Source organism: Gluconacetobacter diazotrophicus PA1 5, from assembly GCF_000021325.1.
Classification (GTDB): domain Bacteria; phylum Pseudomonadota; class Alphaproteobacteria; order Acetobacterales; family Acetobacteraceae; genus Gluconacetobacter; species Gluconacetobacter diazotrophicus.
The window spans coordinates 518117-541083 of the sequence record NC_011365.1; the positions used below are offsets into that span (position 1 = coordinate 518117).

Sequence of the window (22967 nt, forward strand, 5' to 3'; positions counted from 1 at the left end):
TCCGTTAAGAGCCGCGCATGACCGACGACACCCAACCCATCCGCCTGACGCCCGAGACGGAGCATGCCGGCCAGCGTACCGACCGTTTCCTGGCCGATATGGTGGGGACGCTGTCGCGCTCGCGCGTCAAGGCGCTGATGGAGGGCGGCCATGTCCTGCGCGACGGCCATGTCCTGCGCGAACCGGCCGACCCGGTCCGGGCGGGTCTGTGTTATGAGATAAGGATGCCCCCGGCAATCCCGGCGACACCCCGGGCGCAGGCCATTCCCTTCGCCATCCTGTACGAGGATTCGGACCTGATCGTGCTGGACAAGCCCGCCGGGCTGGTCGTGCATCCCGCGCCGGGCAACGAGGACGGGACGCTGGTCAACGCCCTGCTGGCGCATTGCGGCGACAGCCTGACCGGCATCGGCGGCGAACGCCGGCCGGGCATCGTGCACCGGCTGGACAAGGATACGTCGGGCGTCATGGTGGTGGCCAAGACCGAGCAGGCGCATACCGCCCTGTCGGACGCGTTCGCCGCGCGCGATATCGACCGCACCTATCTGGCGCTGGCCTGGGGCATCCTGTCACCGGCCAGCGGCACGTTCGAGGGCGCGATCGGCCGCGACAGGCGCGACCGCAAGCGCATGGCCGTGGTCACGCACGGCGGCAAGCACGCCATGACGCACTACAGGACGCTGCACAGCTTCCATGGCGGGATCAGTTCCGTCGAATGCCGGCTGGCGACGGGCCGCACGCACCAGATCCGCGTGCATTTTTCCACCAGCGGCCATCCGCTGGTCGGCGACCCGGTCTATCTGCGCCGCATTCCCGCCGCCGCCCGCGCCCTGCCCGAGGATGCACGCCGCGCGGCGCTGGATTTTCCGCGCCAGGCATTGCATGCGGCGCGACTGGGCTTTACCCACCCCCGCACCGGCGAATCCCTGCTGTTCGAAACCGCGCCCCCGGACGATTTCAAGACGTTGCTGGCAAAGATTGCTTAGTTTTAAGGCAATGTCAGGGGAGTTTCCTTGACGGTCTGCCGGACCGCCAGTAGGCTGGACACCATAACTCCGACGGGTGACGCACCGCCGGATTGGACGTCCCGCGTCGACGCGGCCCATGGAGGGGGCGTCTCGCGGGGACGTGAAGTCCATCCACGCGTCATGCGGGCACGGTCGTGCAACCCTTCATATGGATGTGCCGTAGGACATCCAGGGACAGATGACCACCCCCAGGGAAAAGGAGTCCGGTCCATGGCCTCTTCCGTTCTCAATGTTGGTCCTGAATCCAACCTGTCAAGATACCTTCAGGACATCCGTAAATTTCCGATGCTGTCGCCCGAGGATGAACAGCGCCTGTCCCGGCGCTGGAAGGACAAGGGCGATACCGAGGCCGCGCATGCGCTCGTCACCTCGCACCTGCGCCTGGTCGCCAAGATCGCCATGGGCTATCGCGGCTATGGCCTGCCGCTGGGCGAGCTGATCAGCGAAGGCAATATCGGGATGATGCAGGCGGTCCGCCGCTTCGACCCGGATCGCGGCTTCCGCCTGGCGACCTATGCGATGTGGTGGATTCGGGCCGCCATCCAGGAATATATCCTGCATAGCTGGTCGCTGGTGAAGATGGGCACCACCGCCGCGCAGAAGAAGCTGTTCTTCAACCTGCGCCGCCTGAAGGGCCAGATGCAGGCCATCGACGACGGCGACCTGAAGCCCGAGCAGGTGAACAAGATCGCCGAATCGCTGGGTGTGCCCGAGCAGGACGTCATCAACATGAACCGCCGCCTGTCGGCGCCGGATCACAGCCTGAACGCCCCGCTGCGCGCCGACAGCGAAGGCGAATGGCAGGACTGGCTGGTCGACGAACACGACAACCAGGAACAGACCCTGGCGGAAAACGAGGAATTCAGCGGACGCAAGGCATTGCTGGACAATGCCATGAAGACGCTGAACGACCGTGAGCGCCACATCCTGACCGAACGCCGCCTGAAGGACGACCCGGCCACGCTGGAAGAATTGTCGCACACCTACAACATCTCGCGCGAGCGGGTGCGGCAGATCGAGGTCCGGGCGTTCGAGAAGGTGCAGGCGGCGATGAAGGCGGAAGTCGAGGCCCATCGCGAAGCCCACGCCGCAAACTGAGAATGACGGGGGGCGTTGAAGCGCCTCCCCCTCTTCCGTTTCCCGTTTCCGGGTGGATCGTCAGTTCTCGAACGGGTCGCGCATCAGGATCGTATCGTCGCGTTCCGGACTGGTGGACAGCAGGGTCACCGGTGCCTCGACCAGTTCCTCGATCCGGCGGACATATTTGATCGCCTGCGCCGGCAGGTCCGCCCAGGACCGCGCGCCGTAGGTGGTATCGGTCCAGCCTTCCATCGTCTCGTAGATCGGCTTGACGCGGGCCTGCGCCGCCGGCGAGGACGGGAAGCTGCGGATTTCCTGGCCGTCCAGTTCATAGCCGACGCACACGCGGATCTCGGGCAGGCCATCCAGCACGTCCAGCTTGGTCAGGGCCAGACCGTTGACGCCGCCCACGCGCACCGCGCGGCGGACCAGCATGGCGTCGAACCAGCCGCAGCGGCGGGGGCGCCCCGTCACCGTGCCGAATTCATGCCCGCGCTCGCCCAGGGTGCGGCCCATGTCGTCATGCAGTTCGCTGGGGAACGGCCCCTCGCCCACGCGGGTCGAATAGGCCTTGGCGATACCCAGCACGAAGCCGACGCTGCCCGGCCCCACGCCGCTGCCGGTCGCGGCATTGGCCGCGATGGTGTTGGAACTGGTGACGAACGGATAGGTGCCGTGATCGACGTCCAGCATCACCGCCTGCGCACCTTCGAACAGGATTCGCCGTCCGGCGCGGCGCGCATCGTCCAGCAGGTCCCACACCGTATCCATGTAGGGCAGCACGCGCGGCGCCAGCGCGGTCAGGTGGGCCAGCAGGGCGTCCTTGGTAAAGGTCTCGGCCCCCAGGCCGGCCAGCAGCGTGTTGTGGTGCAGCAGCAGTTCGTCCAGCTTCCAGTCCAGCGTCTCGGGCTCGGCCAGGTCGCACAGGCGGATGGCGCGGCGTGCCACCTTGTCCTCGTAGGCCGGGCCGATGCCGCGGCCCGTGGTGCCGATCTTGCGGTCGCCGCGCGCGGCTTCACGCGCGCGATCGATGGCGCCGTGGACGGGCAGGATCAGCGGCACGTTTTCAGCGATGCGCAGCGTCCGCGGCGATACTTCCAGCCCCTGCGCGCTCACCCGGTCGATTTCCGCCAGCAGCGCCTCGGGGTCCACGACGACGCCGTTGCCGATCACCCCCATCTTGCCTCGGACCAGGCCGGACGGCAGCAGCGACAGCTTGTAGGTCTGGCTGCCCACCACCAGCGTATGGCCGGCATTGTGACCGCCCTGGAAGCGGACGACGATATCGGCGCGGCTGGCCAGCCAGTCGACGATCTTGCCCTTTCCCTCGTCACCCCACTGGGCGCCGATGACGGTGACGTTGGACATAAGGTGCTCCTTGGAAAAACGGGACGGGCGGCAGATGGCGCCCGGCTTTAACAAATGTGTCAGTCTAACGCCACGATTCCGTCGCCGGCCGCGATCATCGTGCAACCCAGGCGCCTTGCCTCGGCCGCCTGGTCGGCGACCGGTGCCAGGGCGTCGACCGTGGCATAGCCTTCGGTCCGCAGCCGCCGGCCCAGCGCCGGGTCGCACCCGGCGGGCAGGAACACGCGGATGCGTCCGGGCCGGGTCGGGGCGGCCCGCAGCAGGGCCTCGGGGCGCAGGGTCAGGCCGCAGGCCGGTTCGTCATTGTTGGAAATATAGCGCCCGCCCCGGCCCAGTTCTTCATGCTGGCCACGGGCGTACACGGTCACGCACACGCCGGTATGGTAGCGCCAGCCCCGGAATTCGACCGGATCGACCGTCAGGCGGATATCGGGCACGCGCGCCTTGATCGCGGCACAGGTGGCGGCCAGCCGGTCGCTCAGCGCCCGGACCGGTTCCGGCAGGACCAGCCCACCCAGCACCGCCAGCGCGCGTTCGGCAGGACCCGCCGCATGCAGCAATTCGGTCAGCACCGGCGCCAGGCCGCCGGCCAGGCGCGCGACGGCCGCCGCGTCCTTGCGGTCCAGGGCGCGCATCAGCGCCTGCCGCTCGGCCGGGGTGTAGTCGATTTCCGCGATCAGCGCCGGCGCCAGCGAGGGCATCGTCAGGTCGAACGACACGCCGGGCACCCCCAGCACCGCCAGGCCTTCGGCCCCCAGTGCGATGATTTCAGCGTCGGCCTGGGGCGAGTCCGGGCCGATCAGTTCGATCCCGGCCTGGGAAATCTGGCGGTCGCTTTCCCGCGCCCCGCCGCTGGCCAGCACGCACAGCCCGGTATAGGACAGGCGCAGCGGACGCGGCACATCGGCCAGCCGGGTCGCCGCGATCCGCGCGATCTGCGGCGTGATGTCGGGACGCAGCGCCATCATCCGCCGCGTGTCCGGGTCCATCAGGCGAAAGGCCTGGTCGGCCACGGCCGCGCCCGATCCGCTCAGCAGCGTATCCTCGAATTCCAGCAGCGGCGGCTTCACGCGGCTGTATCCGTGCGTCGCGAAGACCCGCATCAGGTCTTCCATGCCGGCGGCCTCGGCCTCGGCATCGGAAGGAAGCAGGTCGACAAAGCCCGCGGGCAGCAGGGCGGGATTGGGAGGCGGGTCGTCCGTCATGCGCGCGCCTATAGCACCGTCCCGGCCATTCGTCATGCCCGCCCGTCAGGCGTATTCGGCTCGTACCTGAGCCTCGGCCCAGTCCAGCCACGGCATCAGGGCGCGCAGGTCACCGGATTCGACCGTCGCACCGCCCCACAGCCGCAGGCCGGGGGGCGCATCGCGGTAGCTGCCGATATCCAGCGCGACGCCTTCGCCCTCCAGCAGGGCCACGATCCGCCTGGCCGCGCGGGCCTGCGTCTCCGCGTCCAGGGCCCGGAACCAGGGCGCCACGATGGTCAGGCAGATCGCGGTGCTGGACCGTTCTGCCGCCGTTCCGGCCAGGAACGCCGCCCAATCGGACCGGGCGACCCAGTCCGACACCACGGCCAGGTTGGCCTGGCTGCGGGCGACCAGCGCCGGCAGTCCGCCGATCGCCTCGGCCCAGCGCAGGCCGTCCAATGCGTCCTCGACGCACAGCATCGACGGCGTATTGATGGTGTCGCCGCGAAAGATGCCCTCGATCAGCTTGCCCTTGGATGTCAGGCGAAAGATCTTCGGCAGGGCACGCGGGGCGGGCGCCTGCTCCAGCCGGCGGACGGCGCGGGGCGACAGCGCCAGCATGCCGTGCGCGGCCTCGCCCCCCAGGACCTTCTGCCAGGACCAGGTGACCACATCCAGCTTGTCCCACGGCAGGTCCATGGCGAAGGCGGCCGAGGTCGCGTCGCAGATGACCAGCCCGTCGCGGTCCGCCGGAATGGCCGATCCGTCGGGGATGCGCACGCCCGAGGTCGTGCCGTTCCACGCCAGGACGACATCATGCGACCAGTCCACCTGCCCCAGGTCCGGCAGGCGGCCGTAATCGGCCCTCAGCACCCGGGCGTCGGGGATCTGAAGCTGGGCCACGATATCGTTGGCCCAGGTTGCCGAAAAGCTCTCGAAGGCCAGGACATCCACCGGGCGCTGGCCGACCAGCGACCACAGCACCATTTCCACCGCGCCGGTGTCCGAAGCCGGCACGATCCCCAGCTTCCAGTCGTCCGGCATGCCCAGGATGGCGCGCGACCGGGTAATGACCTCGTTCAGCCGCGCGCGGCCGTCGGGTGCGCGGTGCGACCGCCCCAGCAGCGCCCCGGACAGCGCATCCAGCGACCAGCCCGGCCGCTTGGCGCAGGGGCCGGAGGAGAAACAGGGATTGCCGGGGCGCGCACCCGGCTTGACGATCGCATCGGGAGAAATAGAGAGCATCATCCTGTCCGGAGCCGGTGGTACGAGAGAGGGGACTCGAACCCCTATGCCTTGCGGCGGTCGATTTTGAGCCGACTACGTCTACCGTTCCGTCACTCTCGCCTGGTCCCCTGCTTACCAGCAAACCGGGGAATCTGGCAATTGATCAACTGCCCGCCCCTTTCAGGCCGGCGAAGCCAGGCCGAGCATCAGCGCGATATTCTGGATCGCGGCGCCCGATGCCCCCTTGCCCAGATTGTCCAGCCGCGCGGTCAGCACCGCCTGGCGGCGCGCGTCGTTGGCGTGCACGCGCAATTCCATCAGGTCGGTTCCCGCCAACGCATCGGCATCCAGGGTGGTGCCGGCCTCGGCCACGCCGACCCGGTCCGAGCCAGCGTAGACATCCGCCAGCACGGCCCGCAGGTCCGCCCCGGTGGCCGGTGCGGCCAGCATGTCGAGATGCAGCGGGATCGAGACGATCATGCCCTGGGGGAAATGCCCCACCGAGGGCACGAAGAGCGGCGTGCGCGACAGGCCGGCATAGCGGGTGATTTCCGGCACATGCTTATGATCCAGCCCCAGGCCGTAGAGTTCGAAGGCCGGGCCGCCCTCGCGCTCATGCGCCTCGATCATCGTGCGGCCGCCGCCGCTATAGCCGCTGACGGCGTTGATCGTGACCGGGAAATCGGGGGCCAGCAATCCGGCCCGGACCAGCGGACGCAGCAGCGCGATCGCGCCGGTCGGATAGCAGCCGGGATTGGACACGCGCCGCGCCGTCGCGATCGCCGCCGCCTGGTCCGCGCCCATTTCCGGGAAACCGTACGCCCAGTCGGGATCGACGCGAAAGGCCGTGCTGGCGTCCAGCAGGCGCGGGGCCGGCCCGCCGGCGGCCTCCATCGCCGCCACCATCGACGCGGCCTCGCGCGATGCCGCATCGGGCAGGCACAGCACGACCAGATCGGCCGATTCCATCATCTCGCGCCTTGCGTCGGCATCCTTGCGGCGCTCGGGGTCGATCGACCGCACCGCGACCGGGAGGGCATGCAGGCGCTGGCGAATGCCCAGCCCCGTCGTCCCGGCCTCGCCATCGATGAAAACCGTCGCCTGTCCGTCCATGATCCGTCCGTTCTCCCTCACCCCTAATGGATAGGGGCCTGTACCATAATCCAAAGGCCGATACCCCTGGAGACGGATTCTTTGTCAATGTCCCGGGGCGCAGGGCATCATGCCCGGCCTTTTCATAACATGGAGTTCCCCCCGATGTCCGAAGCCACCCAGGCCCTGTCCCGCCTGATAGACATCATGGCAAGGCTGCGCGATCCGGTGGCGGGATGTCCGTGGGACCGCGAGCAGGACTTCGCCACGATCGCCCCGTTCGCGATCGAGGAAGCCTATGAGGTCGAGGACACGATCGCCCGGCAGGATTGGGCGGCGCTGCCGGACGAACTGGGCGACCTGTTGCTGCAGGTCGTCTATCACGCCCGCATGGCGGAGGAAGCCGGCTGGTTCGATTTCGCGACCGTGGCCGGCATGATCGGCGACAAGATGGTCCGCCGCCATCCCCATGTGTTCGGCGATGCCACGCTGCAGGCCGGCCAGTGGGAAGATGAAAAGGAACGCGAGCGGCAGGCCCGGCGGGAGGAGGGTACGCTGGCCGGCATTCCGGCGGCGCTGCCGGCCCTGCTGCGCGCGCGCAAATTGTCGGCGCGGGCGGCCCGGGTCGGATTCGACTGGCCCGATGCAAGGGACGTCCTGGACAAGGTGGACGAGGAAGTCGCGGAACTGAAGGCCGAACTGGATTCGGGCGATCGCGCGCGCATCACCGACGAACTGGGGGACGTGCTGTTCACCCTGGCGACGCTGGCCCGCAAACTGGACATCGACCCGGAAGCCTGCCTGCGCCAGGCCAATGCCAAATTCACCCGCCGCTTCACCGCCATGGAACAGGACCTGGCCCGGCGGGGCACCAGCCTGCCGGACAGCACGCTGGCCGAGATGGAAGCCGGCTGGCAGGAGGTCAAGCGGCGCGAGCGGTAGGACGAAGCCGTTTTCAGTCCCTGTCGTATTCCAGCAGCAGGCGCCGCAGATCCAGCCAGCTTGCCCGGTCGGGGGCATAGAGCAGGCCGCCGGCAAGGTCGGTCGGGCGATAGGGGCTGCCGTCGAAATGGGCGCAGTAGCCGCCGGCCTCGCGGTGGATCAGCCAGCCGGCCAGATGGTCCCAGGGCAAGGTGCGGTTGAACAGCAGGAAATGGCACTTCCCGTCCGCGAGCATGAGATATTCATGCGCCGCGCAGCGGAAGTCCCACGAGCCCATCACCCGCGGCAGGTTCCGCGCGACGGTGTCGCGGATCGGCAGCGGCAGATAACGCCAGGAGGCATTGCCGCACATCTCTTCCGCGGGGGCGGGCGGCGCGCAGGCCAGCGTGCGTTCCGCACCGTCCGGGCCGACCAGCCAGGCGCCCTCGCCCCGCACCGCCAGCGCCGCGACGTCGCAAACCGGGTCCAGGATCGCGGCACCGACGACCTCGCCCCGCGCCACGACGGCCACCATCACGCCGAACAGCGGCACGCCGGCAGCGTAATTCGCGGTGCCGTCGATCGGGTCGACGACATACGCCAGTTCGGCCTCGCCCAGCGAATCAAGCAGGGCCGGGCGCGCGCTGACCGCTTCCTCGCCGATCACCACGGCCTTGGGGGACAGGCGCAGCAGGGCCTCGGTGATGTCGCGCTCGGCGGCTTCGTCGGCTTCGGTCACCACGTCCAGCTTGCTGGTCTTGCAGCGGATGGATGCGGAATCGAGTTGCCGGAAGCGCGACATGACCTGGCGGGCCGCGGCCAGCCGCATGATCCCCAGCACCTCGCGCATCTGTCCCACGGAAACAGGGCCGGCGGAAACGGGGACCGTCATGATCTTCACTCCCTGCCGGGCCGCACCCCTACTGGTCCTGACCGGCGATCTGCATCTCGAAACGGGCGCGGTCGGCCGGCAACAGGCGAACCGTCACCACGATAGCCTGCTCGCCATCCTCGCGCGATGTCACTTCGCCATGAGCGTACAGCCACGCCAGCATGGCGCCGTCCTTCACCGGGATGGTGTAGCGGACGGTTTCCATCGCCTCGGTCAGGCGCGAATCGATGGCGGCCAGCAGGTCGGGCAGGCCCTCGCCCGTGATGGCCGAAATGACGACGCTGCCCTTGCGGGGCGGCACGGCATCGCGGCCGCCGATCAGGTCGGCCTTGTTCTGCACCTCGATCACGCGCCGGCGCCAATCGTCCTCCAGCGTGCCGCTGCCGGCCATGCCTTCCAGCACGTCCTCGACATCCGCGCGCTGGGCGGCGCTGTCGGGATGGGAGATATCGCGCACATGCAGGATGACGTCGGCCTCGGCGACCTCTTCCAGCGTCGCGCGGAAGGCGGCGATCAGTTCGGTCGGCAGGTCGCTGATGAAGCCCACCGTGTCGGACAGGATGATGCGCCGGCCCGACGGCAGGCGAATGCCGCGCATCGTCGGGTCGAGGGTGGCGAACAACTGGTCCTGGGCGAAGACGGTCGCCCCGGTCAGGGCATTGAACAGGGTCGATTTTCCGGCATTGGTGTAACCGACCAGCGCCACGACCGGAAACGGCACCCGCCGGCGCGCGGCGCGGTGCAGGCCGCGCGTGCGCCGCACCTGTTCCAGTTCCCGCTTCAGGCGCACGATCCGGTCGCCGATCATGCGGCGGTCGGCCTCGATCTGGGTTTCGCCCGGACCGCCCAGGAAGCCGAAGCCGCCGCGCTGGCGCTCCAGATGGGTCCAGGTCCGGACCAGGCGGCTGCGCTGATATTCCAGATGGGCCAGTTCGACCTGCAGCGTGCCTTCCTTGGTGGCCGCGCGCTCGCCGAAAATGTCCAGGATCAGCGCCGTACGGTCGATGACCTTGCAGCCCAGGGCGCGTTCCAGGTTGCGCTGCTGCACGGGGGAGAGGCGCGAATCGACGATCACGACGGCGACGCGGTCCTGCTGGACCGCCGCGCGCAGCGATTCGACCTGCCCGTTTCCCAGCAATGTCGACGGCCGGCGTGCCCGCAGCACCAGCACGGCCTGGCGCACGATGACCAGGCCGATCGAGGCGGCGAGGCCGACAGCTTCTTCCAGTCGGGCCTCGGCCGCCCGAACTTCCTCCTGGCGGTCCGGCCGTTCCCAGGGCAGGATGACGGCGGCCCGCGTCGCGGATTGCGACACGGGATCGTCAGAGGAGATCGGCATCCCCCGCCAGATCCTTCTCCGTCAGGTCAACGGTGGCGCCTTCGGTGCGCGACGGGTCGAACAGGACCACCGGCGTCGCCGGCATGACGGTGCTGATGGCGTGCTTGTAGACAAGCTGCGTATGACCGTCGCGACGCAGCAGCACCGAGAAATTGTCAAACCAGGTAATGATGCCCTGCAGCTTTACGCCATTGACCAGGAACACCGTGACCGGGGTCTTGGACCGTCGGACATGGTTGAGGAAGACATCCTGAACGTTTTGTGTCGGTTCTTTTGCCACGGCTGGGCCTTACTTTTTTCTGTGGGCGGGAACGAGGGCGGAACACGCCGTACCGCTCCGTACCGATAACATGCGATTGCCCTTGTCTAGCAGGCCCTTCCCCGCGGGGCAAAACCTCATCCTGCGCCCCGCTCCTCCGACGTGACGCCCAACTGTTTCAACTTGCGGTGCAATGCGCTGCGTTCCATGCCGACGAAGCCGGCGGTACGGCTGATATTGCCGCCAAAACGCAGGAGCTGCGCCTGCAGATACTGGGTTTCGAACAGGTCCCGTGCCTCGCGCAGCGGCAGGCCCATCACGTCGGCGGCGGGATCAAATTTCAGCAATGCAGGTGCGCCCTGCCCCACCGACGGCGGCAGCATCTCGGCACGGATCAGGTCGGACCCGTTGCCCGGCATCATGATCAGCAGCCGTTCCATCAGGTTGCGCAGTTCCCGCGCGTTGCCCGGCCAGTCATAGCTTTGCAGCGCGGCGACGGCGTCGCCCGACAGGTCGCGCAGCGGCAGGCCCGCGTTTTCCGCCGCCCGGCGCAGGAACAGCCGCGCCAGGCCGGGAATGTCCTCGCGCCGTTCGCGCAGGCTGGGCACGCGCAGCGGCACCACCGCCAGGCGGTAATACAGGTCCTCGCGGAAGCGGCCGGCGGCGATCGCTTCCTGCAGGTCGCGATTGGTCGCGGCCAGCACGCGGACATCGACCTTGACCCGCGACGCCCCGCCCACGCGCTCGAAGCTCTGGTCCTGCAACGCGCGGACGATCTTGCCCTGGGTTTCGATCGGCATGTCCGAAACCTCGTCCAGCAGCAGGGTGCCGCCATGGGCGCGTTCCAGCACGCCGGTCCGGCGGCCGGTGCCGTCCGGCGCCCCCTCGATGCCGAACAGTTCCTCCTCGAACCGGCCGGGGGCCAGGGTGGCGCAGTTCAGGGCGATGAACGGCCCTTCGGCCCGGCGCGAGCGCGCGTGGATCATCCGCGCCGCGACCTCCTTGCCCGCCCCGGCGGCGCCGGAAATCAGCACGCGCGAGCCGCTGGGGGCCACGCGCTCGATCTGGTTGCGCACGCCCGCGATGACCGGGCTGTCGCCGTACAGCATCGCCTCGGGCCCCGCGCGCAGGCGCAGCTCGGCGTTTTCCCGGGCCAGGCGCGATGCCTCCAGCGCGCGGCGGACCACCAGCAGCAGCCGGTCGGACTGGAAGGGCTTTTCGATGAAGTCATAGGCGCCGTGCTGCAGCGCCGCGACCGCGGTTTCGATCGTGCCGTGGCCGGAGATCATGATGGTGGGAACGACCGGTTCCTCGCCCTGGATGGCCTGGAGGATTCCCAGGCCGTCGAGACGCGAGCCCTGGAGCCAGACATCCAGGATGACCAAAGACGGCCGGCGGGCCCGAAAGGCGCTGATTGCCGAATCCGAATCCCCTGCCAGGCGGGTCTCGTAGCCTTCGTCCCGAAGAATGCCCTCGACAAGCAGCCGGATGTCCGGCTCATCATCGACGATCAGGATTTCATGCCCCATGGTCGTCCTTTACAGGCAGTATCAAGATCGAAACCGCTCCCCTTGCGTCTGGCCGGTCCTCCAGACGGATGCTACCACCATGATCTTCCAGGATTTTCTTGACGATCGCCAGACCCAGGCCGGTTCCTTTCGGCTTGTGGGTCACATAGGGTTCGGTCAATCGCTGCCTGTCTTCTTCCGGCAGGCCGATCCCGTCGTCGGCCACCGTGAGGTGGGCCTCCGAACCTTCGATGTGCAAGACAATCCCGACGATGCCGGCCGGACCGGCCGGGCTGCATGCAGCATTCCCATCTTTTGGTACCATTGCAATGGCGTCGGCCGCATTCTGCAGCAAATTGGTCAGCGCCTGGACCATCAGCCGCCGGTCGCATGACACCACCGGCCCGTGTTCGGGCAGGTCGGTTTCGTAGCGGATCTCGGGGTGGGCGGCGCGTTGCAGGACCAGGGCCTCGCGCACGATGCGCGACAGGTCCTCGGGGCGGATGATCGGCTGCGGCATCCGCGCGAAGGCGGAAAATTCGTCCACCATGCGCCCGATATCGCCGACATGGCGCACGATCGTGTCCGCGCACTGGCTGAACGTTTCGGGATCCGACGTGATCTCGCGCAGGAAGCGCCGCTTCAGCCGTTCGGCCGCGAGCTGGATCGGCGTCAGGGGATTCTTGATCTCGTGCGCGATGCGTCGGGCGACGTCGGCCCAGGCGGCCTTGCGTTGCGCTGCCTGCAATGCCGTTATGTCGTCGAACGTCACGACATAGCCCTCGGCCTTGGCGCCACGGGTCTCGGCCCCGATCCGGACCAGCAGCGTGCAGGCCCGCGCGCCGCTGCCCACCTGGACCTCGCCGGTCCAGACCCGGTCGGAAGCCCGCGCCACCTCGTCCAGCATCGGATGGAATTCCGGCACCACGTCGACCAGGCGCCGGCCGATGGCCGCCGCCAGATCCTGCTGAAGCAGGGTGGCCGCCGCACGGTTGGGCAGTTCGATCACCTGCTGCGCGTCCAGGCCGATCACGCCCGCCGACACGCCCGACAGCACGGCTTCGGTAAAGCGGCGGCGTTCGTCGATCTGGTCGTAGGCGATCATCAGTTCCGAACGCTGGCTGGAAAGCTGGTCGGTCATGCGGTTGAAGGCACGCGACAGGCTGGACAGCTCATCGTCGCGCTCGCCCTCGGGGACGCGCACCTTCAGGTCGCCGTCGCTGATCCGTCCGGATGCCAGGATCAGCAGGCCCAGCGGCCGGACGATCTGGTTGGCCAGCACCAGGCCGATCAGGATCGCCGCGAACAGCACCAGAAGCCCCACCAGCGCGAAAATCAGCACGAAGGTGAACTGGATCTTCGAGCGGTTCCGGTTCAGCCGCTGGTAATCGGCCACCACATTTTCGGTCTTGTGCATGTGGTCGAGGATTTCGGGATCGACGGGGCGGGTGATCACCAGCATCAGCGGCGGCGTGTCGCCCAGCGAGATGACCGCCCGGACCGTCTTCTCGTCGGGCGAATCGAGAATGGCGATCTCGTTGGTGCGGGCCATCATGGTGGCCGAGGGCGGCGGCAGGGCCTGCATGTCGCCCGGGTGGCTCATCAGCCCGCCCGAGGCCACGATGTGGTTGGTCAGCGGGTCGTAGATCACCGCCTCGTTCAGGCCGCGCAGGGTGGCCTGCGAATCGAGGATCTGATCCAGGGCCTCGGGGTCGTGCATCAGGTCCGACCCCGACCCTTCCAGGCCGTTGGCCGCGCCGGCCAGGTAGTTGGCCAGCGAGAAGGCCTCGGTCCGGATATTGGCGTTATGTTCCTGCAGATAGCCGTGCGAGGCCTGCAGCGCCTCGTTCAGCGCGGTGTTCACCCGGTCGCTGAACCAGATCTGGATGCCGTAATGGAAGAACACCGTGGCGAAGCAGCCGACGACGATGGTGGGCGCCACCGCCACGATGCCGAACAGCGTGACCAGGCGCACATGCAGCCGCGCCCCGGCCAGGCCGCGCCGCCGTTCCGCCAGGACGCGGCCCAGCCGTTCCGACAGCGCCAGCGCCAGCAGCAGCAGGACCAGGAAATTCAGCACGAAGATCAGCGCCTGGATGCGGGGGTAATGCGTCACCGACAGGCCGCCGGACAGCACCACGAAGGTCGCGACCCCGAAGCACAGCGCCAGCGCGACCAGGGCGATGGTCACGTCGCGCCGCGCCAGCAGCCCGAACAGGCCGCGCATCAGCGGCGGCGCCGGAATCCGGGCGCGGGATGCCCTGGGTTCGGTCAATGGACGATCTCCCGCTTCACGGTCAGTTCGCGCCGCGAACGACAGGGATTTCCAGGTCGCGGATCTTCTTGCGCAGGGTGTTGCGGTTCAGCCCCAGCATCGCCGCCGCCTTGATCTGGTTGCCGCGGGTGGCCGCCAGGGTCATCTGGATCAGCGGCCGTTCGACCTCGGCGATCACGCGGTCGTAGATGTCGTGCAGCGGCATGCCGTCCTGGCCCGAGGCCAGGAAATGGCGGATATGGCGGGCCACGGCGTCGGCCAGCGGTTCCTGCTCGCGCAGGTCCGGCGCATCGGCGCCCTGCTCGTGCAGCGTTTCGGCCAGTTCGGAATCGATCAGGTCGGCGGTGATCGTCTCCTGCGGGTACAGGGCCGCCAGCCGGCGCATCAGGTTTTCCAGTTCGCGCACATTGCCCGGCCAGCGGCTGGCCTGGAGCCGTTCCACCGCGCCGTCGTCCAGAATCTTGCCCGGCAGGCCGTCCTCGCGGCAGCGGTCCAGGAAGTGGCGGGCCAGCAGGGGGATGTCCTCGGCCCGCTCGCGCAGGGGCGGCAGACGGATGGGCACCACGTTCAGGCGATAGAACAGGTCCTCGCGGAACGATCCGGTGCGGATCGCCTGGCGCAGGTCGCGATGGGTGGCGGCGATGATACGGACATTCGCGCGGATCGGCTGGCGGCCGCCCACGGTGGTGAACTCGCCGTCCTGCAGCACGCGCAGCAGGCGCGTCTGGGCCTCGGGCGGCATGTCCCCGATCTCGTCCAGGAACAGGGTGCCCCCGGCGGCCTGTTCGAAGCGGCCGGGATTGCGGCTGGTGGCCCCGGTGAACGCGCCACGCTCATGGCCGAACAGTTCGCTCTCGATCAGTTCGCGCGGGATCGCCGCCATGTTGACGGCGACGAAGGGCCCGCCGCGCCGGCGGCCGTAATCGTGCAGGGCGCGCGCCACCAGTTCCTTTCCGGTGCCGCTCTCGCCATTGATCATCACCGTCAGGTCCGACGTCGTCAGTCGCGCGATGATGCGATAGATGTCCTGCATCACCATCGACCGGCCGATCAGCGGCATGCGTTCGTCCGTATCGACCGGCGCGGGTTCGGCCAGGGCGCCGGCCGGCGACGCCAGCGCGCGCGCGACCACCGACAGCAGCTCCTTCAGGTCGAAGGGCTTGGGCAGGTACTCGAACGCGCCGCGCTGGGTCGCCTTGACGGCGGTCATCAGGGTGGATTGCGCGCTCATGACCACCACGCGCAGGTCGGGCCGGGCCCGCTTGATGCGCGGAATCAGGTCAAGGCCGTTTTCGTCGGGCATCACCACGTCGGTGATGACCAGGTCGCCCTCGCCCTCCTCGACCCATTGCCACAGGGTCGCGGCATGGGCGGTGACGCGCACCTGATAGCCCGCGCGCCCCAGCGCCTGGCTAAGGACGGTGCGGATGGAACGGTCGTCGTCGGCGACAAGGACGGTCGGCAGGGGCATGCGATAGGTCAGTCTCTTGAATCGGGGCTAAGGGCTGGGGGCGGCGTCCGGCCGGCGGTCAGGGAAGGGTCCTGCCTTCGGCCACCATGGGCAGGTGCAGGCGGACCTCGGTGCGGCCGGGGCGGCTGTCGATTTCGATCACGCCGCCATGGTCGTCGATGATCTTGCCCGCCAGGGCCAGTCCCAGGCCGCTTCCGCTGGTCTTCGTCGTCAGGAAGGGTTCGAACAGATGGGGCCGGATGCTGTCGGGAATGCCGGGCCCGGTATCGCGGACCGACACCACCAGCGGCAGTTCGACGCGATGTTCCATCCCCGGCACCGCCAGCCGCACCCCGTGCCGGTAGGACGTGCCGAGGGTGATTTCCCCCCCCTGCCCGTCCGATGCGATGGCCTCGGCCGCGTTCTTCACCAGGTTCAGCAGCACCTGCACCAACTGGTCGCGATTGCCCCAGACCGGCGGCAGCGAGGGATCGTAATCCTCGACGATCCGGATGTTGCCGGCGAATCCCTGCTCGGCCAGCATGCGCACGCGTTCGAGCACGCGATGAATGTTCACCGGGCGCCGTTCCAGCGGCTTGTCGCTGAACATTTCCATGCGCTCGACCAGGTCGCGTATCCGGTCGGCCTCGTCCCGGATCAGCACCGCCAGTTCCCGGTCGCCCTCGGCCACCGAGCTTTCCAGCAACTGCGCCGCCCCCCTGATGCCGGACAGGGGATTCTTGACCTCGTGCGCCAGGATGGCGGCCATGCCGGACACGCTGCGCGCCGCGGACCGGAAGGTCAGTTGCCGGTCGAGTTGCCGCGCCGCCGACGAATCGTGAAAGGTCAGCAGCACGGAATCCGGTTCGTCGGGCAGTTGCGTGCCCTGCACGGTAATGCCCGTGCGGTGCAGCCGCGGCCCGTCCAGCGTCAGTTCATGTTCGGCGGTCGTCACACCGTCGCGCCGCACCTGTTCGACCAGCAGGAAGATCGGATGGTCGGCCGCCAGGATTTCCGCCAGGTCCCGATGCATCAGTTGCTGGCGCGACGCGCCGAAGAACGGTTCGGCCGCGCTGTTGATGTAGCGGATATGATTGCCCGGCCCCACCAGGACCACCGGCATCGACATCGCGTCCAGCAGCGCGGCGCCATCCGGCTGCGGCATGTCGAGGGCCATGCCGGCCGCCATGGGTTTCAAGCCGCCTGGGCGGCATCCTGACCGCCCGCCGCCGTGCCGCGCCGCGCGCGGTGGGAACCGGCAGCGATGTGCCGGTCATAGAAGGCGGAGATCATCCCGATGGCCTCCTGGGCCTGGTCCACCCGGTTGATGGCGGCGCGGAATCCGGCCGAATCCGGCAGGCCGGCGGAATACCAGGCGACATGCTTGCGCGCCAGGCGCAGCCCGGGATGGGCGCCGAAATGCGACAGCATCATGTCGTAATGATCCAGCACGATCGCCTTTTCCGTCGCCAGGTCGGGGTCGGGCACGATGTCGCCGGTCGTCAGCGCCTGCGCGACCTGGGCCAGGAACCACGGCCGGCCATAGCAGCCGCGCCCGATCATCACCCCGTCCGCCCCCGACAGCGCCAGGGCCTGCCGCGCGTCGTCGACCGTCTGGATATCGCCGTTGACGATCACCGGCAGCGATACCGCGTCCTTTACCTGCCGGACGAAGGACCAGTCGGCGGTGCCGTTATAGAATTGCTGGCGCGTGCGGCCATGCACGGTGACCATGCGGATGCCCGTCTGTTCCGCGATGCGGGCCAGGGCCGGCGCGTTCAGGCTGGCATGGTCCCAGCCCATGCGCATCTTCAGCGTCACCGGCACGTCCACGGCCCGCACAACGGCATCCAGCAGCCGCGCGGCCAGGGCCTCGTCCCGCATCAGCGCCGAGCCCGCCTGCTGGCCGACCGCCACCTTCTTGACCGGGCAGCCGAAATTGATGTCGACCATGTCCGCGCCGCGATCGACCGCGATCCGCGCCGCCTGGGCCATGGCCTCGGGCTCGCAGCCGGCCAGCTGCACCGCGTTCGGGCCGTCATCATCGGCGACCTCGGCCATGCGCAGGGTGGCCTGGTTCTCCCGCACCATGGCCCACGAGGCGATCATTTCCGAAATGACCAGGCCCGCGCCCAGCCGCCGCGCCAGCCGGCGGAACGGCAGGTCCGTCACCCCGGACATCGGGGCGAGGATGACCGGGGTGCGCAGGACCACCCCCCCACCCAGATCGACGGGACGCAACATTTCGGACGACATGGACGGCATTACCCCCGTTGGGCTGTCAGATCCCGCGCCCGGCACACGGATGGGCGCCGGGATTGGGCGAATTTCCGGCATCTATGCCCAGGATTTAAGCAGAATACCCAATCTTCCGCTGTCACGCAATCGCGATGCGGCATTCCCCCAGGGGCGGAGCCACAAAACCGGGGGCGGAGCCGCAAAATACGGCATCCCCGCGCGTTCCAGCGCTTGACGGCGGGGAATCTCCGCCGCATTGCTCCGCCATGCGTGTTGCAGCCATTCTCCTTGCCGCAGGCGTGGGCCGACGTTTCAGCGCCACGACGGCATCCCCTGTCGCCAAGCAGTATCTGACGCTCGGCGGCCGGCCCATCATCCGCCATGCGGCGGATGCCCTGATCCCGCATGTCGACCTGCTTCAGCCGGTGGGCGATGCCCAGGCCCTGGCCGATGCGCTGCAGGGGCTGGATGTCCTGCCGCCGGTGGCGGGGGGCGAGACGCGGCAGGAAAGCGTCCGCGCCGGGCTGGAGGCGCTGGACCGCCTGCCCGAGTCCGCGCGGCCCGACCTGGTGCTGATCCATGACGGCGCCCGCCCCTATGTCCCCGGCGAGGTGACGCAGGCGGTGATCGCGGCGCTGGCGGCCCATCCCGGCGCCATTCCCGCCGTGCAGGTGGCCGATACGATCAAGCGCGGCAGGGACGGCGTGATTGCCGGCACCGTGCCGCGGGACGACCTGTTTCGCGCCCAGACGCCGCAGGGCTTCCGCTTCGCGCTGCTGCGCGACCTGCATCGCGGCGCCGCCGCGACGGACGCGACCGACGACGCGGCGCTGCTGGAGGCAGCCGGCCACACGGTCGCGCTGGTGCCCGGATCGGAAGACAATATCAAGCTGACCTACAAGGAGGATCTCATGCGCCTGGAACGCCTGATCGGTCCGACATTGCTGCCGCGCACCGGCATCGGCTACGACGTCCATGCGTTTGCCGAGAACCGCGCCCTGATCCTGTGCGGCATCACCGTGCCCCACGATCGCGGCCTGGCCGGGCATTCGGACGCCGATGTCGGTATCCATGCCCTGTGCGACGCGATCTATGGCGCGCTGGCCGAGGGCGATATCGGGCGCCATTTCCCGCCCAGCCAGAATCAGTGGAAGGACGCCGACAGCGCGCGCTTCCTGGTCCATGCCGGCGAGCGGATTCGCGCCCGGGGCGGCATGCTGGTGAATGCCGATGTCACGCTGATCTGCGAACGGCCGAAAATCGGCCCGCATTCCGAGGCGATGCGCCAGCGCCTGGCCGATCTGCTGCAGGTCGGGATCGACCGGATTTCCGTGAAGGCCACGACCTCCGAACGGCTGGGCTTCACCGGCCGCGAGGAAGGCATCGCCTGCACCGCCAGCGCCACGGTCCTGGTTCCCTAGATATACCTGGCCCCGGATCGATCTGGCTGGAGACGGTCCCGCGCCCGTCTCCCGGACTTCAGCGCGCACGGCCGTCAGACATGGCGGCCGTGGGGCTGTTTTCGGACGGTGATTAACCGTCGATGGCCATGAGGACCACGATGACCGGCACGATGGCCAGCAGGGCCCATGCCCCCATGGCGCAGGTCGCGACCCAGTGGCCCAGCCTCTGCTTCATGCGGCGCGACGTCTGCGGCCGGTCCCTGCGGGCCGCAATGTCCTGCCACGGGTCACGCTCGGCAAAGCCGGACGGTTCGGATAGCGGCCGCCAATCGATCGAGGCCATGGGACTCTCCTGTGTCGCCAGTTTCGCTCCTCGTCCCTTCTACAGCGAAGACCTGTAACGAAGTGTTCGGCTCGGTATCGGAACGCAAGATCCGATGTGCCGTTGCATTATGGCGGATCGATGACAGGGCCCGCGCCGTCAGGCGCCTCTATGACTCATTCACCAGGTGCAGGAATGTTTCGGCATCGCGAACGTCCCACTCCAGCCGGGACAGGCGTTCGGCCTGCTGGGCGTCGTGGCCCCACAATTCCATCTGGGTCCGCTCGTCCAGCGTGGCGCAGGCGGTGGCCTGTTCCGCCGTCAGCCGTCCCTCGGCCAGGGCCAGGCCCAGGACCAGGCTTCCCAGCGCCGGCACCGCGACACCCAGCGCCGCCAGCGCCCCGTCGGACAGGGCATCCAGCACCGCGCGCACGGCGCCGAGGGCCTCTTCCGACTGAGCGATCGGCATCACGCCCTCGGTCACCGTCAGGCTGATGCCGTACCGGACGCGCAGCCAGTCCAGCCACGGGTCCCATTCCTGCCGCTGCCGTTCGACCAGCAGCGCCGGCGTGCGGACGCGGTAGCAGAGCAGGTCGCCCCCGGCATAGCCGGCCAGCACCGCGACGGTGGCGGACCGGTCCGGGGCGATTCGCTCCAGCATCGTGCCCGCGATGCGCGTCAGCGGCAGGTCGGCCGGGGTGAAAACACCCCCCTTGGACCCGCCCGCCGCCTGCCATTCCGCCGCCAGCGCCGTCGCCAGGGCGGCGCTTCGCACGCACAGCGCCGTGCCGCCGGGCAGGCGCACGGTCCGGCCGTCCAGCAGGACGGCGAATCCGTCCGGCAGCGTTTCGACCGTGGCCTGGTCCCAGAAGCGCTTGCGGGCGTCGTCCCGCGCCGGATCGCCGCTCATCGGAACAGTCCCAGGCCGCGCAGCATGTCCATGACCTTTGGCGCCTTGGCCTTGGGCGCGGCCCCGGGGGCCGGGCCAGGCTGGCCCTCGCGCGCCGCCTGCAATGCGGCGGGGCATGGATCGGCGATGCCGGAGGACGGGCCGATGGTCAGGACGAACCGCCGCCCGGCACCGGCCGGGTCCAGGCGCGGCTGCGGCGCCTGGATCGTGCCGCCGATCTCGACCGGCATCGCCGCCCCGGTCGAGCCGATCAGCAGTTGCGGAACCAGATGCAGGTCCAGGTCCTGCCGGACCAGTCCGACCGTTCCATGCCCGGTGACCGACAGGCGGCGGGTCTGCATGCCGATCGTATCCAGCGTGGCCTGGCCGCCGCCCAGCGCCATATGCACCCCGAAGCAGCGCAGCCCGGCCAGGGCGTCCTGCGCCGCGCCGGCCGCACCCGGACCCAGCAGGCGGCCCAGGGCCGCACCGTCGATCTGCCCGTTGACCAGCGACAGGCCCAGATGGCCGGCCAGCGCGGACCGTAGCGCCGCGCGCGTCGTCCCCTGCGTGTCCAGGACGCCGACCATCTGCAACGCGCCATGCACCGACGCGGGGATACCGGCCTGAGCCGCCACCCATTCGGCCGGCAGGACCAGCGATCCCACGCTGGCCGAAAGACGCGGCACGTCGCCCGACGCATCGACCGTGATCGTACCGTTCAGGTGGCGGCCCGCGCCGTCCGCGCGCAGCGGGTCGATCACCAGCCGGCCGCCGCGCAGCAGCACGTGCGCCAGCGCGTCATGATAATCGTCGCCGTTCAGCCGAAGCTGCGACGCCGCGAGATCGAGGTCGATATTCATCCGCCGCAGCCGGTCGAACGGCAGGACGGCGTCGGCCGGTGCCGGCGCTGGTGCCGGCGCGGCAGGGGCGGTCGTGTCCGGCGCCGGGGCCCGGGGCGTGGGGGCGGCGGCGTGCGGGGCCGTGATGTGCAGCGCGTCCAGGTCCAGCCTGTCGGCCCGTATCCGGCCGCCCAGCAGCGGAACGCCGCCCGTTCCGCCATGGCGGGTGAAATCCAGCCCGCCGGCCAGCGCCATCTGGGTGGCATCCACCCGCAGGCCCGACAGGCGAACGCTGTCCCCGCCCTGCATCGCGACATGGGCATCGGCGGTCAGATGGTCCAGAACCCGGTCGCCGGGCAGCGCCAGACGATCGGCGGCGACATGGAGATCCAGGTCGGACTGGCCGCCGCCGATGCTGCCGCCCCCGTGCAGGGCCGCCCCCGCGACGTCCCCGGACAGGTCCAGCGGCATGGGACTGCCCAGCCGGCTGCGCGCTGCCGCGATGGTTTCGGACAAGGTGCCCACCGTGCCATGCAGGTCGAACGGTCGCGCGCCGTACGTCCCGGCCGCCTGGATCGTCATGTGATCGGCCGGGGTCGGCGCGTCGATCGCCAGATGGTCCAGCCGCAGGGCCGGCACGACCTGGCCGGCATCGACCGGACCAGCCCGCAGATGCAGCATGCGCAGGCCGGGTTGCGGCGCGGCGTCGCCATCCGCCATGTCGACGATCCGGGCCGCGAGATCGACATTCCGCACATCCGGCAGGCCGGCATGCACGAACAGGCGGTTCAGCCCCGAAACCTGGCCCGCCGTGGCATGCAGCGTGACGTCATAGCCGCGCAGATGCGCCGGATCGGACAGCGCGCCGTCCAGCCCCAGGCTGCCGCCCGGCTGGCCGTCCAGCAGGAACGCCGCCTGGACCCGCACCTTCCACGGGTCGGAAGATGGCGTAACAAGGGGGCCGACCTGGCCCTGCATCGTGAAGCCGGCACCGGCATCCGCGGGGCGATGTCCCTGCACGTCGAAGGACGGCGCCGACCCCGTCAGCCCGTCCAGCGCCACACGATCCAGCGCGACCGTTCCCGTGCCATGGGCCTGCCGGTCATCCCAGGTCACGACGGCATCGCGCACCCGCACGCTGCCGATGCGCACCGCCCAGCGGGCAGAATGCGACGATCCGCCGGGGTTGGACGCGGCCGGTGCCGTGTCGGGCTGCGGATGCATCTGCCAGTTCGCCCGTCCGTCGGCCATCCGTTCGACCAGCAGGTCGGGGTGGGTCAGGCGCACGTCCTCCAGCCGGATTTCGTGATGCAGCAGCGGCAGGATGGCCAGCCGCGCATCCAGCCCGGTGGCGGTCAGCATGTCCGGTCGCGCCCCGCCCGCCATGTCCGACAGCGCAAGGTCGCGAACGGACACCGAGGGATAGGGCAGGATGCGCACGTCCAGCGCACCCACCCGCAGCACGCGCCCGGTCTGGCGCCAGACGGCCGCCACCGCCTGCTGGCGCAGGCTGGCGGGGTCGATCATGGCCCGCGCCGCCATGGTGGCGCTGCCTGCCACGAGCACGACCGCCGCCACCGATGCCAGCAGCCAGGCACGGCCCCGCCCCGAACGTGCCCCCGGTCCCGTCATGGGCTGTCCTCCGTT

The 22967-nt window shown here is 69.2% G+C and carries 19 protein-coding genes and 1 tRNA gene; 4 read left to right on the top strand and 16 right to left on the bottom strand.

The features are described from left to right. The first annotated feature begins 17 nt into the window (after positions 1-17). Together GDIA_RS02385 and rpoH are read left to right on the top strand one after the other, a co-directional pair. Entirely contained in the window at positions 18-986 is a 969-nt protein-coding gene (locus tag GDIA_RS02385) for an RluA family pseudouridine synthase (RefSeq protein WP_012553144.1), read from the top strand. A gap of 252 nt (positions 987-1238) precedes the next feature. Continuing rightward, positions 1239-2126 (top strand): RNA polymerase sigma factor RpoH, encoded by an 888-nt coding sequence (gene rpoH, locus GDIA_RS02390; RefSeq protein ID WP_012553145.1) that lies wholly within the window; start codon positions 1239-1241, stop codon positions 2124-2126. 60 nt (positions 2127-2186) lie between these two features. Here the strand turns inward: rpoH and GDIA_RS02395 are convergent, their stop codons facing one another. The 5 genes from GDIA_RS02395 to argC all read right to left on the bottom strand — a co-directional run bounded on the left by GDIA_RS02395 (position 2187) and on the right by argC (position 7003). Further along, complete coding sequence (locus GDIA_RS02395) at positions 2187-3476, bottom strand: adenylosuccinate synthase (RefSeq protein WP_012226126.1); 1290 nt, start codon at positions 3474-3476, stop codon at positions 2187-2189. Between the two features lie 59 nt (positions 3477-3535). Further along, positions 3536-4681 (bottom strand): ATP phosphoribosyltransferase regulatory subunit, encoded by a 1146-nt coding sequence (locus GDIA_RS02400; protein WP_012553146.1) that lies wholly within the window; start codon positions 4679-4681, stop codon positions 3536-3538. Between the two features lie 45 nt (positions 4682-4726). Next, entirely contained in the window at positions 4727-5908 is a 1182-nt protein-coding gene (locus GDIA_RS02405) for a phosphoserine transaminase (protein WP_012553147.1), read from the bottom strand. An 18-nt stretch (positions 5909-5926) separates the two neighbouring features. Next, a tRNA-Leu gene (locus tag GDIA_RS02410) sits at positions 5927-6010 on the bottom strand. A 60-nt stretch (positions 6011-6070) separates the two neighbouring features. After that, on the bottom strand, positions 6071-7003 hold the full coding sequence (gene argC, locus GDIA_RS02415) for an N-acetyl-gamma-glutamyl-phosphate reductase (protein ID WP_012553148.1): 933 nt from the start codon (positions 7001-7003) through the stop codon (positions 6071-6073). A gap of 144 nt (positions 7004-7147) precedes the next feature. On the opposite strand from argC, the gene mazG reads away from it, so the two are divergent. Beyond that, the gene (gene mazG, locus GDIA_RS02420; protein ID WP_012553149.1) at positions 7148-7924 is read left to right on the top strand and encodes a nucleoside triphosphate pyrophosphohydrolase; all 777 of its coding nucleotides are present in this window, start codon (positions 7148-7150) and stop codon (positions 7922-7924) included. Between the two features lie 13 nt (positions 7925-7937). Here the strand turns inward: mazG and GDIA_RS02425 are convergent, their stop codons facing one another. From GDIA_RS02425 to dusB, 8 genes are all read right to left on the bottom strand, one after another. Further along, positions 7938-8795, bottom strand: a complete 858-nt coding sequence (locus GDIA_RS02425) for an inositol monophosphatase family protein (RefSeq protein ID WP_012553150.1) — start codon at positions 8793-8795, stop codon at positions 7938-7940. 28 nt (positions 8796-8823) lie between these two features. Next, positions 8824-10134, bottom strand: coding sequence for a GTPase HflX (gene hflX / locus GDIA_RS02430; protein WP_012553151.1), 1311 nt, complete (start codon positions 10132-10134; stop codon positions 8824-8826). Continuing rightward, entirely contained in the window at positions 10118-10414 is a 297-nt protein-coding gene (gene hfq / locus GDIA_RS02435; protein ID WP_012226141.1) for an RNA chaperone Hfq, read from the bottom strand. The genes hflX and hfq overlap by 17 nt, the downstream gene beginning before the upstream one ends. Positions 10415-10530: 116 nt before the next feature. After that, a complete protein-coding gene (gene ntrX, locus GDIA_RS02440) occupies positions 10531-11922 on the bottom strand; it encodes a nitrogen assimilation response regulator NtrX (protein WP_012226142.1) in 1392 nt (463 codons plus the stop codon). Next, positions 11912-14128 carry a sensor histidine kinase NtrY-like gene (locus tag GDIA_RS02445; RefSeq protein WP_012226143.1) on the bottom strand — a complete coding sequence of 739 codons (2217 nt, stop codon included), beginning with the start codon at positions 14126-14128 and terminating at the stop codon, positions 11912-11914. Before GDIA_RS02445 ends, ntrX begins: the two co-directional genes overlap by 11 nt. A 70-nt stretch (positions 14129-14198) precedes the next feature. Then, positions 14199-15647, bottom strand: a complete 1449-nt coding sequence (gene ntrC / locus GDIA_RS02450; protein WP_012553153.1) for a nitrogen regulation protein NR(I) — start codon at positions 15645-15647, stop codon at positions 14199-14201. A 58-nt stretch (positions 15648-15705) separates the two neighbouring features. Beyond that, on the bottom strand, positions 15706-16815 hold the full coding sequence (locus GDIA_RS02455) for a two-component system sensor histidine kinase NtrB (RefSeq protein ID WP_012226146.1): 1110 nt from the start codon (positions 16813-16815) through the stop codon (positions 15706-15708). A gap of 5 nt (positions 16816-16820) precedes the next feature. Next, positions 16821-17882, bottom strand: coding sequence for a tRNA dihydrouridine synthase DusB (dusB, locus tag GDIA_RS02460; RefSeq protein ID WP_012553154.1), 1062 nt, complete (start codon positions 17880-17882; stop codon positions 16821-16823). Positions 17883-18130: 248 nt separating this feature from the next. On the opposite strand from dusB, the gene GDIA_RS02465 reads away from it, so the two are divergent. Beyond that, complete coding sequence (locus GDIA_RS02465) at positions 18131-19285, top strand: bifunctional 2-C-methyl-D-erythritol 4-phosphate cytidylyltransferase/2-C-methyl-D-erythritol 2,4-cyclodiphosphate synthase (RefSeq protein ID WP_012226151.1); 1155 nt, start codon at positions 18131-18133, stop codon at positions 19283-19285. A gap of 112 nt (positions 19286-19397) precedes the next feature. Here GDIA_RS02465 and GDIA_RS02470 read toward each other — a convergent pair whose 3' ends face one another. From GDIA_RS02470 to GDIA_RS02480, 3 genes are all read right to left on the bottom strand, one after another. Next, positions 19398-19610, bottom strand: coding sequence for a hypothetical protein (locus tag GDIA_RS02470; protein WP_012553155.1), 213 nt, complete (start codon positions 19608-19610; stop codon positions 19398-19400). Between the two features lie 148 nt (positions 19611-19758). Further along, positions 19759-20499 (bottom strand): ATP12 family chaperone protein, encoded by a 741-nt coding sequence (locus tag GDIA_RS02475; RefSeq protein WP_012553156.1) that lies wholly within the window; start codon positions 20497-20499, stop codon positions 19759-19761. Beyond that, positions 20496-22952 carry an AsmA family protein gene (locus tag GDIA_RS02480; RefSeq protein ID WP_012553157.1) on the bottom strand — a complete coding sequence of 819 codons (2457 nt, stop codon included), beginning with the start codon at positions 22950-22952 and terminating at the stop codon, positions 20496-20498. Before GDIA_RS02480 ends, GDIA_RS02475 begins: the two co-directional genes overlap by 4 nt. Positions 22953-22967 lie beyond the last annotated feature (15 nt).

Excerpts from the sequence above, each read along its gene's own strand:
- GDIA_RS02385 (WP_012553144.1), top strand. The coding sequence starts at position 18 with ATGACCGACGACACCCAACCCATCCGCCTGACGCCCGAGACGGAGCAT.
- rpoH (WP_012553145.1), top strand. The coding sequence starts at position 1,239 with ATGGCCTCTTCCGTTCTCAATGTTGGTCCTGAATCCAACCTGTCAAGA.
- GDIA_RS02395 (WP_012226126.1), bottom strand. The coding sequence starts at position 3,476 with ATGTCCAACGTCACCGTCATCGGCGCCCAGTGGGGTGACGAGGGAAAG.
- GDIA_RS02400 (WP_012553146.1), bottom strand. The coding sequence starts at position 4,681 with ATGACGGACGACCCGCCTCCCAATCCCGCCCTGCTGCCCGCGGGCTTT.
- GDIA_RS02405 (WP_012553147.1), bottom strand. The coding sequence starts at position 5,908 with ATGCTCTCTATTTCTCCCGATGCGATCGTCAAGCCGGGTGCGCGCCCC.
- argC (WP_012553148.1), bottom strand. The coding sequence starts at position 7,003 with ATGGACGGACAGGCGACGGTTTTCATCGATGGCGAGGCCGGGACGACG.
- mazG (WP_012553149.1), top strand. The coding sequence starts at position 7,148 with ATGTCCGAAGCCACCCAGGCCCTGTCCCGCCTGATAGACATCATGGCA.
- GDIA_RS02425 (WP_012553150.1), bottom strand. The coding sequence starts at position 8,795 with ATGACGGTCCCCGTTTCCGCCGGCCCTGTTTCCGTGGGACAGATGCGC.
- hflX (WP_012553151.1), bottom strand. The coding sequence starts at position 10,134 with ATGCCGATCTCCTCTGACGATCCCGTGTCGCAATCCGCGACGCGGGCC.
- ntrX (WP_012226142.1), bottom strand. The coding sequence starts at position 11,922 with ATGGGGCATGAAATCCTGATCGTCGATGATGAGCCGGACATCCGGCTG.
- GDIA_RS02445 (WP_012226143.1), bottom strand. The coding sequence starts at position 14,128 with ATGCGCGGCCTGTTCGGGCTGCTGGCGCGGCGCGACGTGACCATCGCC.
- ntrC (WP_012553153.1), bottom strand. The coding sequence starts at position 15,647 with ATGCCCCTGCCGACCGTCCTTGTCGCCGACGACGACCGTTCCATCCGC.
- GDIA_RS02455 (WP_012226146.1), bottom strand. The coding sequence starts at position 16,815 with ATGGCGGCCGGCATGGCCCTCGACATGCCGCAGCCGGATGGCGCCGCG.
- dusB (WP_012553154.1), bottom strand. The coding sequence starts at position 17,882 with ATGTCGTCCGAAATGTTGCGTCCCGTCGATCTGGGTGGGGGGGTGGTC.
- GDIA_RS02465 (WP_012226151.1), top strand. The coding sequence starts at position 18,131 with ATGCGTGTTGCAGCCATTCTCCTTGCCGCAGGCGTGGGCCGACGTTTC.
- GDIA_RS02470 (WP_012553155.1), bottom strand. The coding sequence starts at position 19,610 with ATGGCCTCGATCGATTGGCGGCCGCTATCCGAACCGTCCGGCTTTGCC.
- GDIA_RS02475 (WP_012553156.1), bottom strand. The coding sequence starts at position 20,499 with ATGAGCGGCGATCCGGCGCGGGACGACGCCCGCAAGCGCTTCTGGGAC.
- GDIA_RS02480 (WP_012553157.1), bottom strand. The coding sequence starts at position 22,952 with ATGACGGGACCGGGGGCACGTTCGGGGCGGGGCCGTGCCTGGCTGCTG.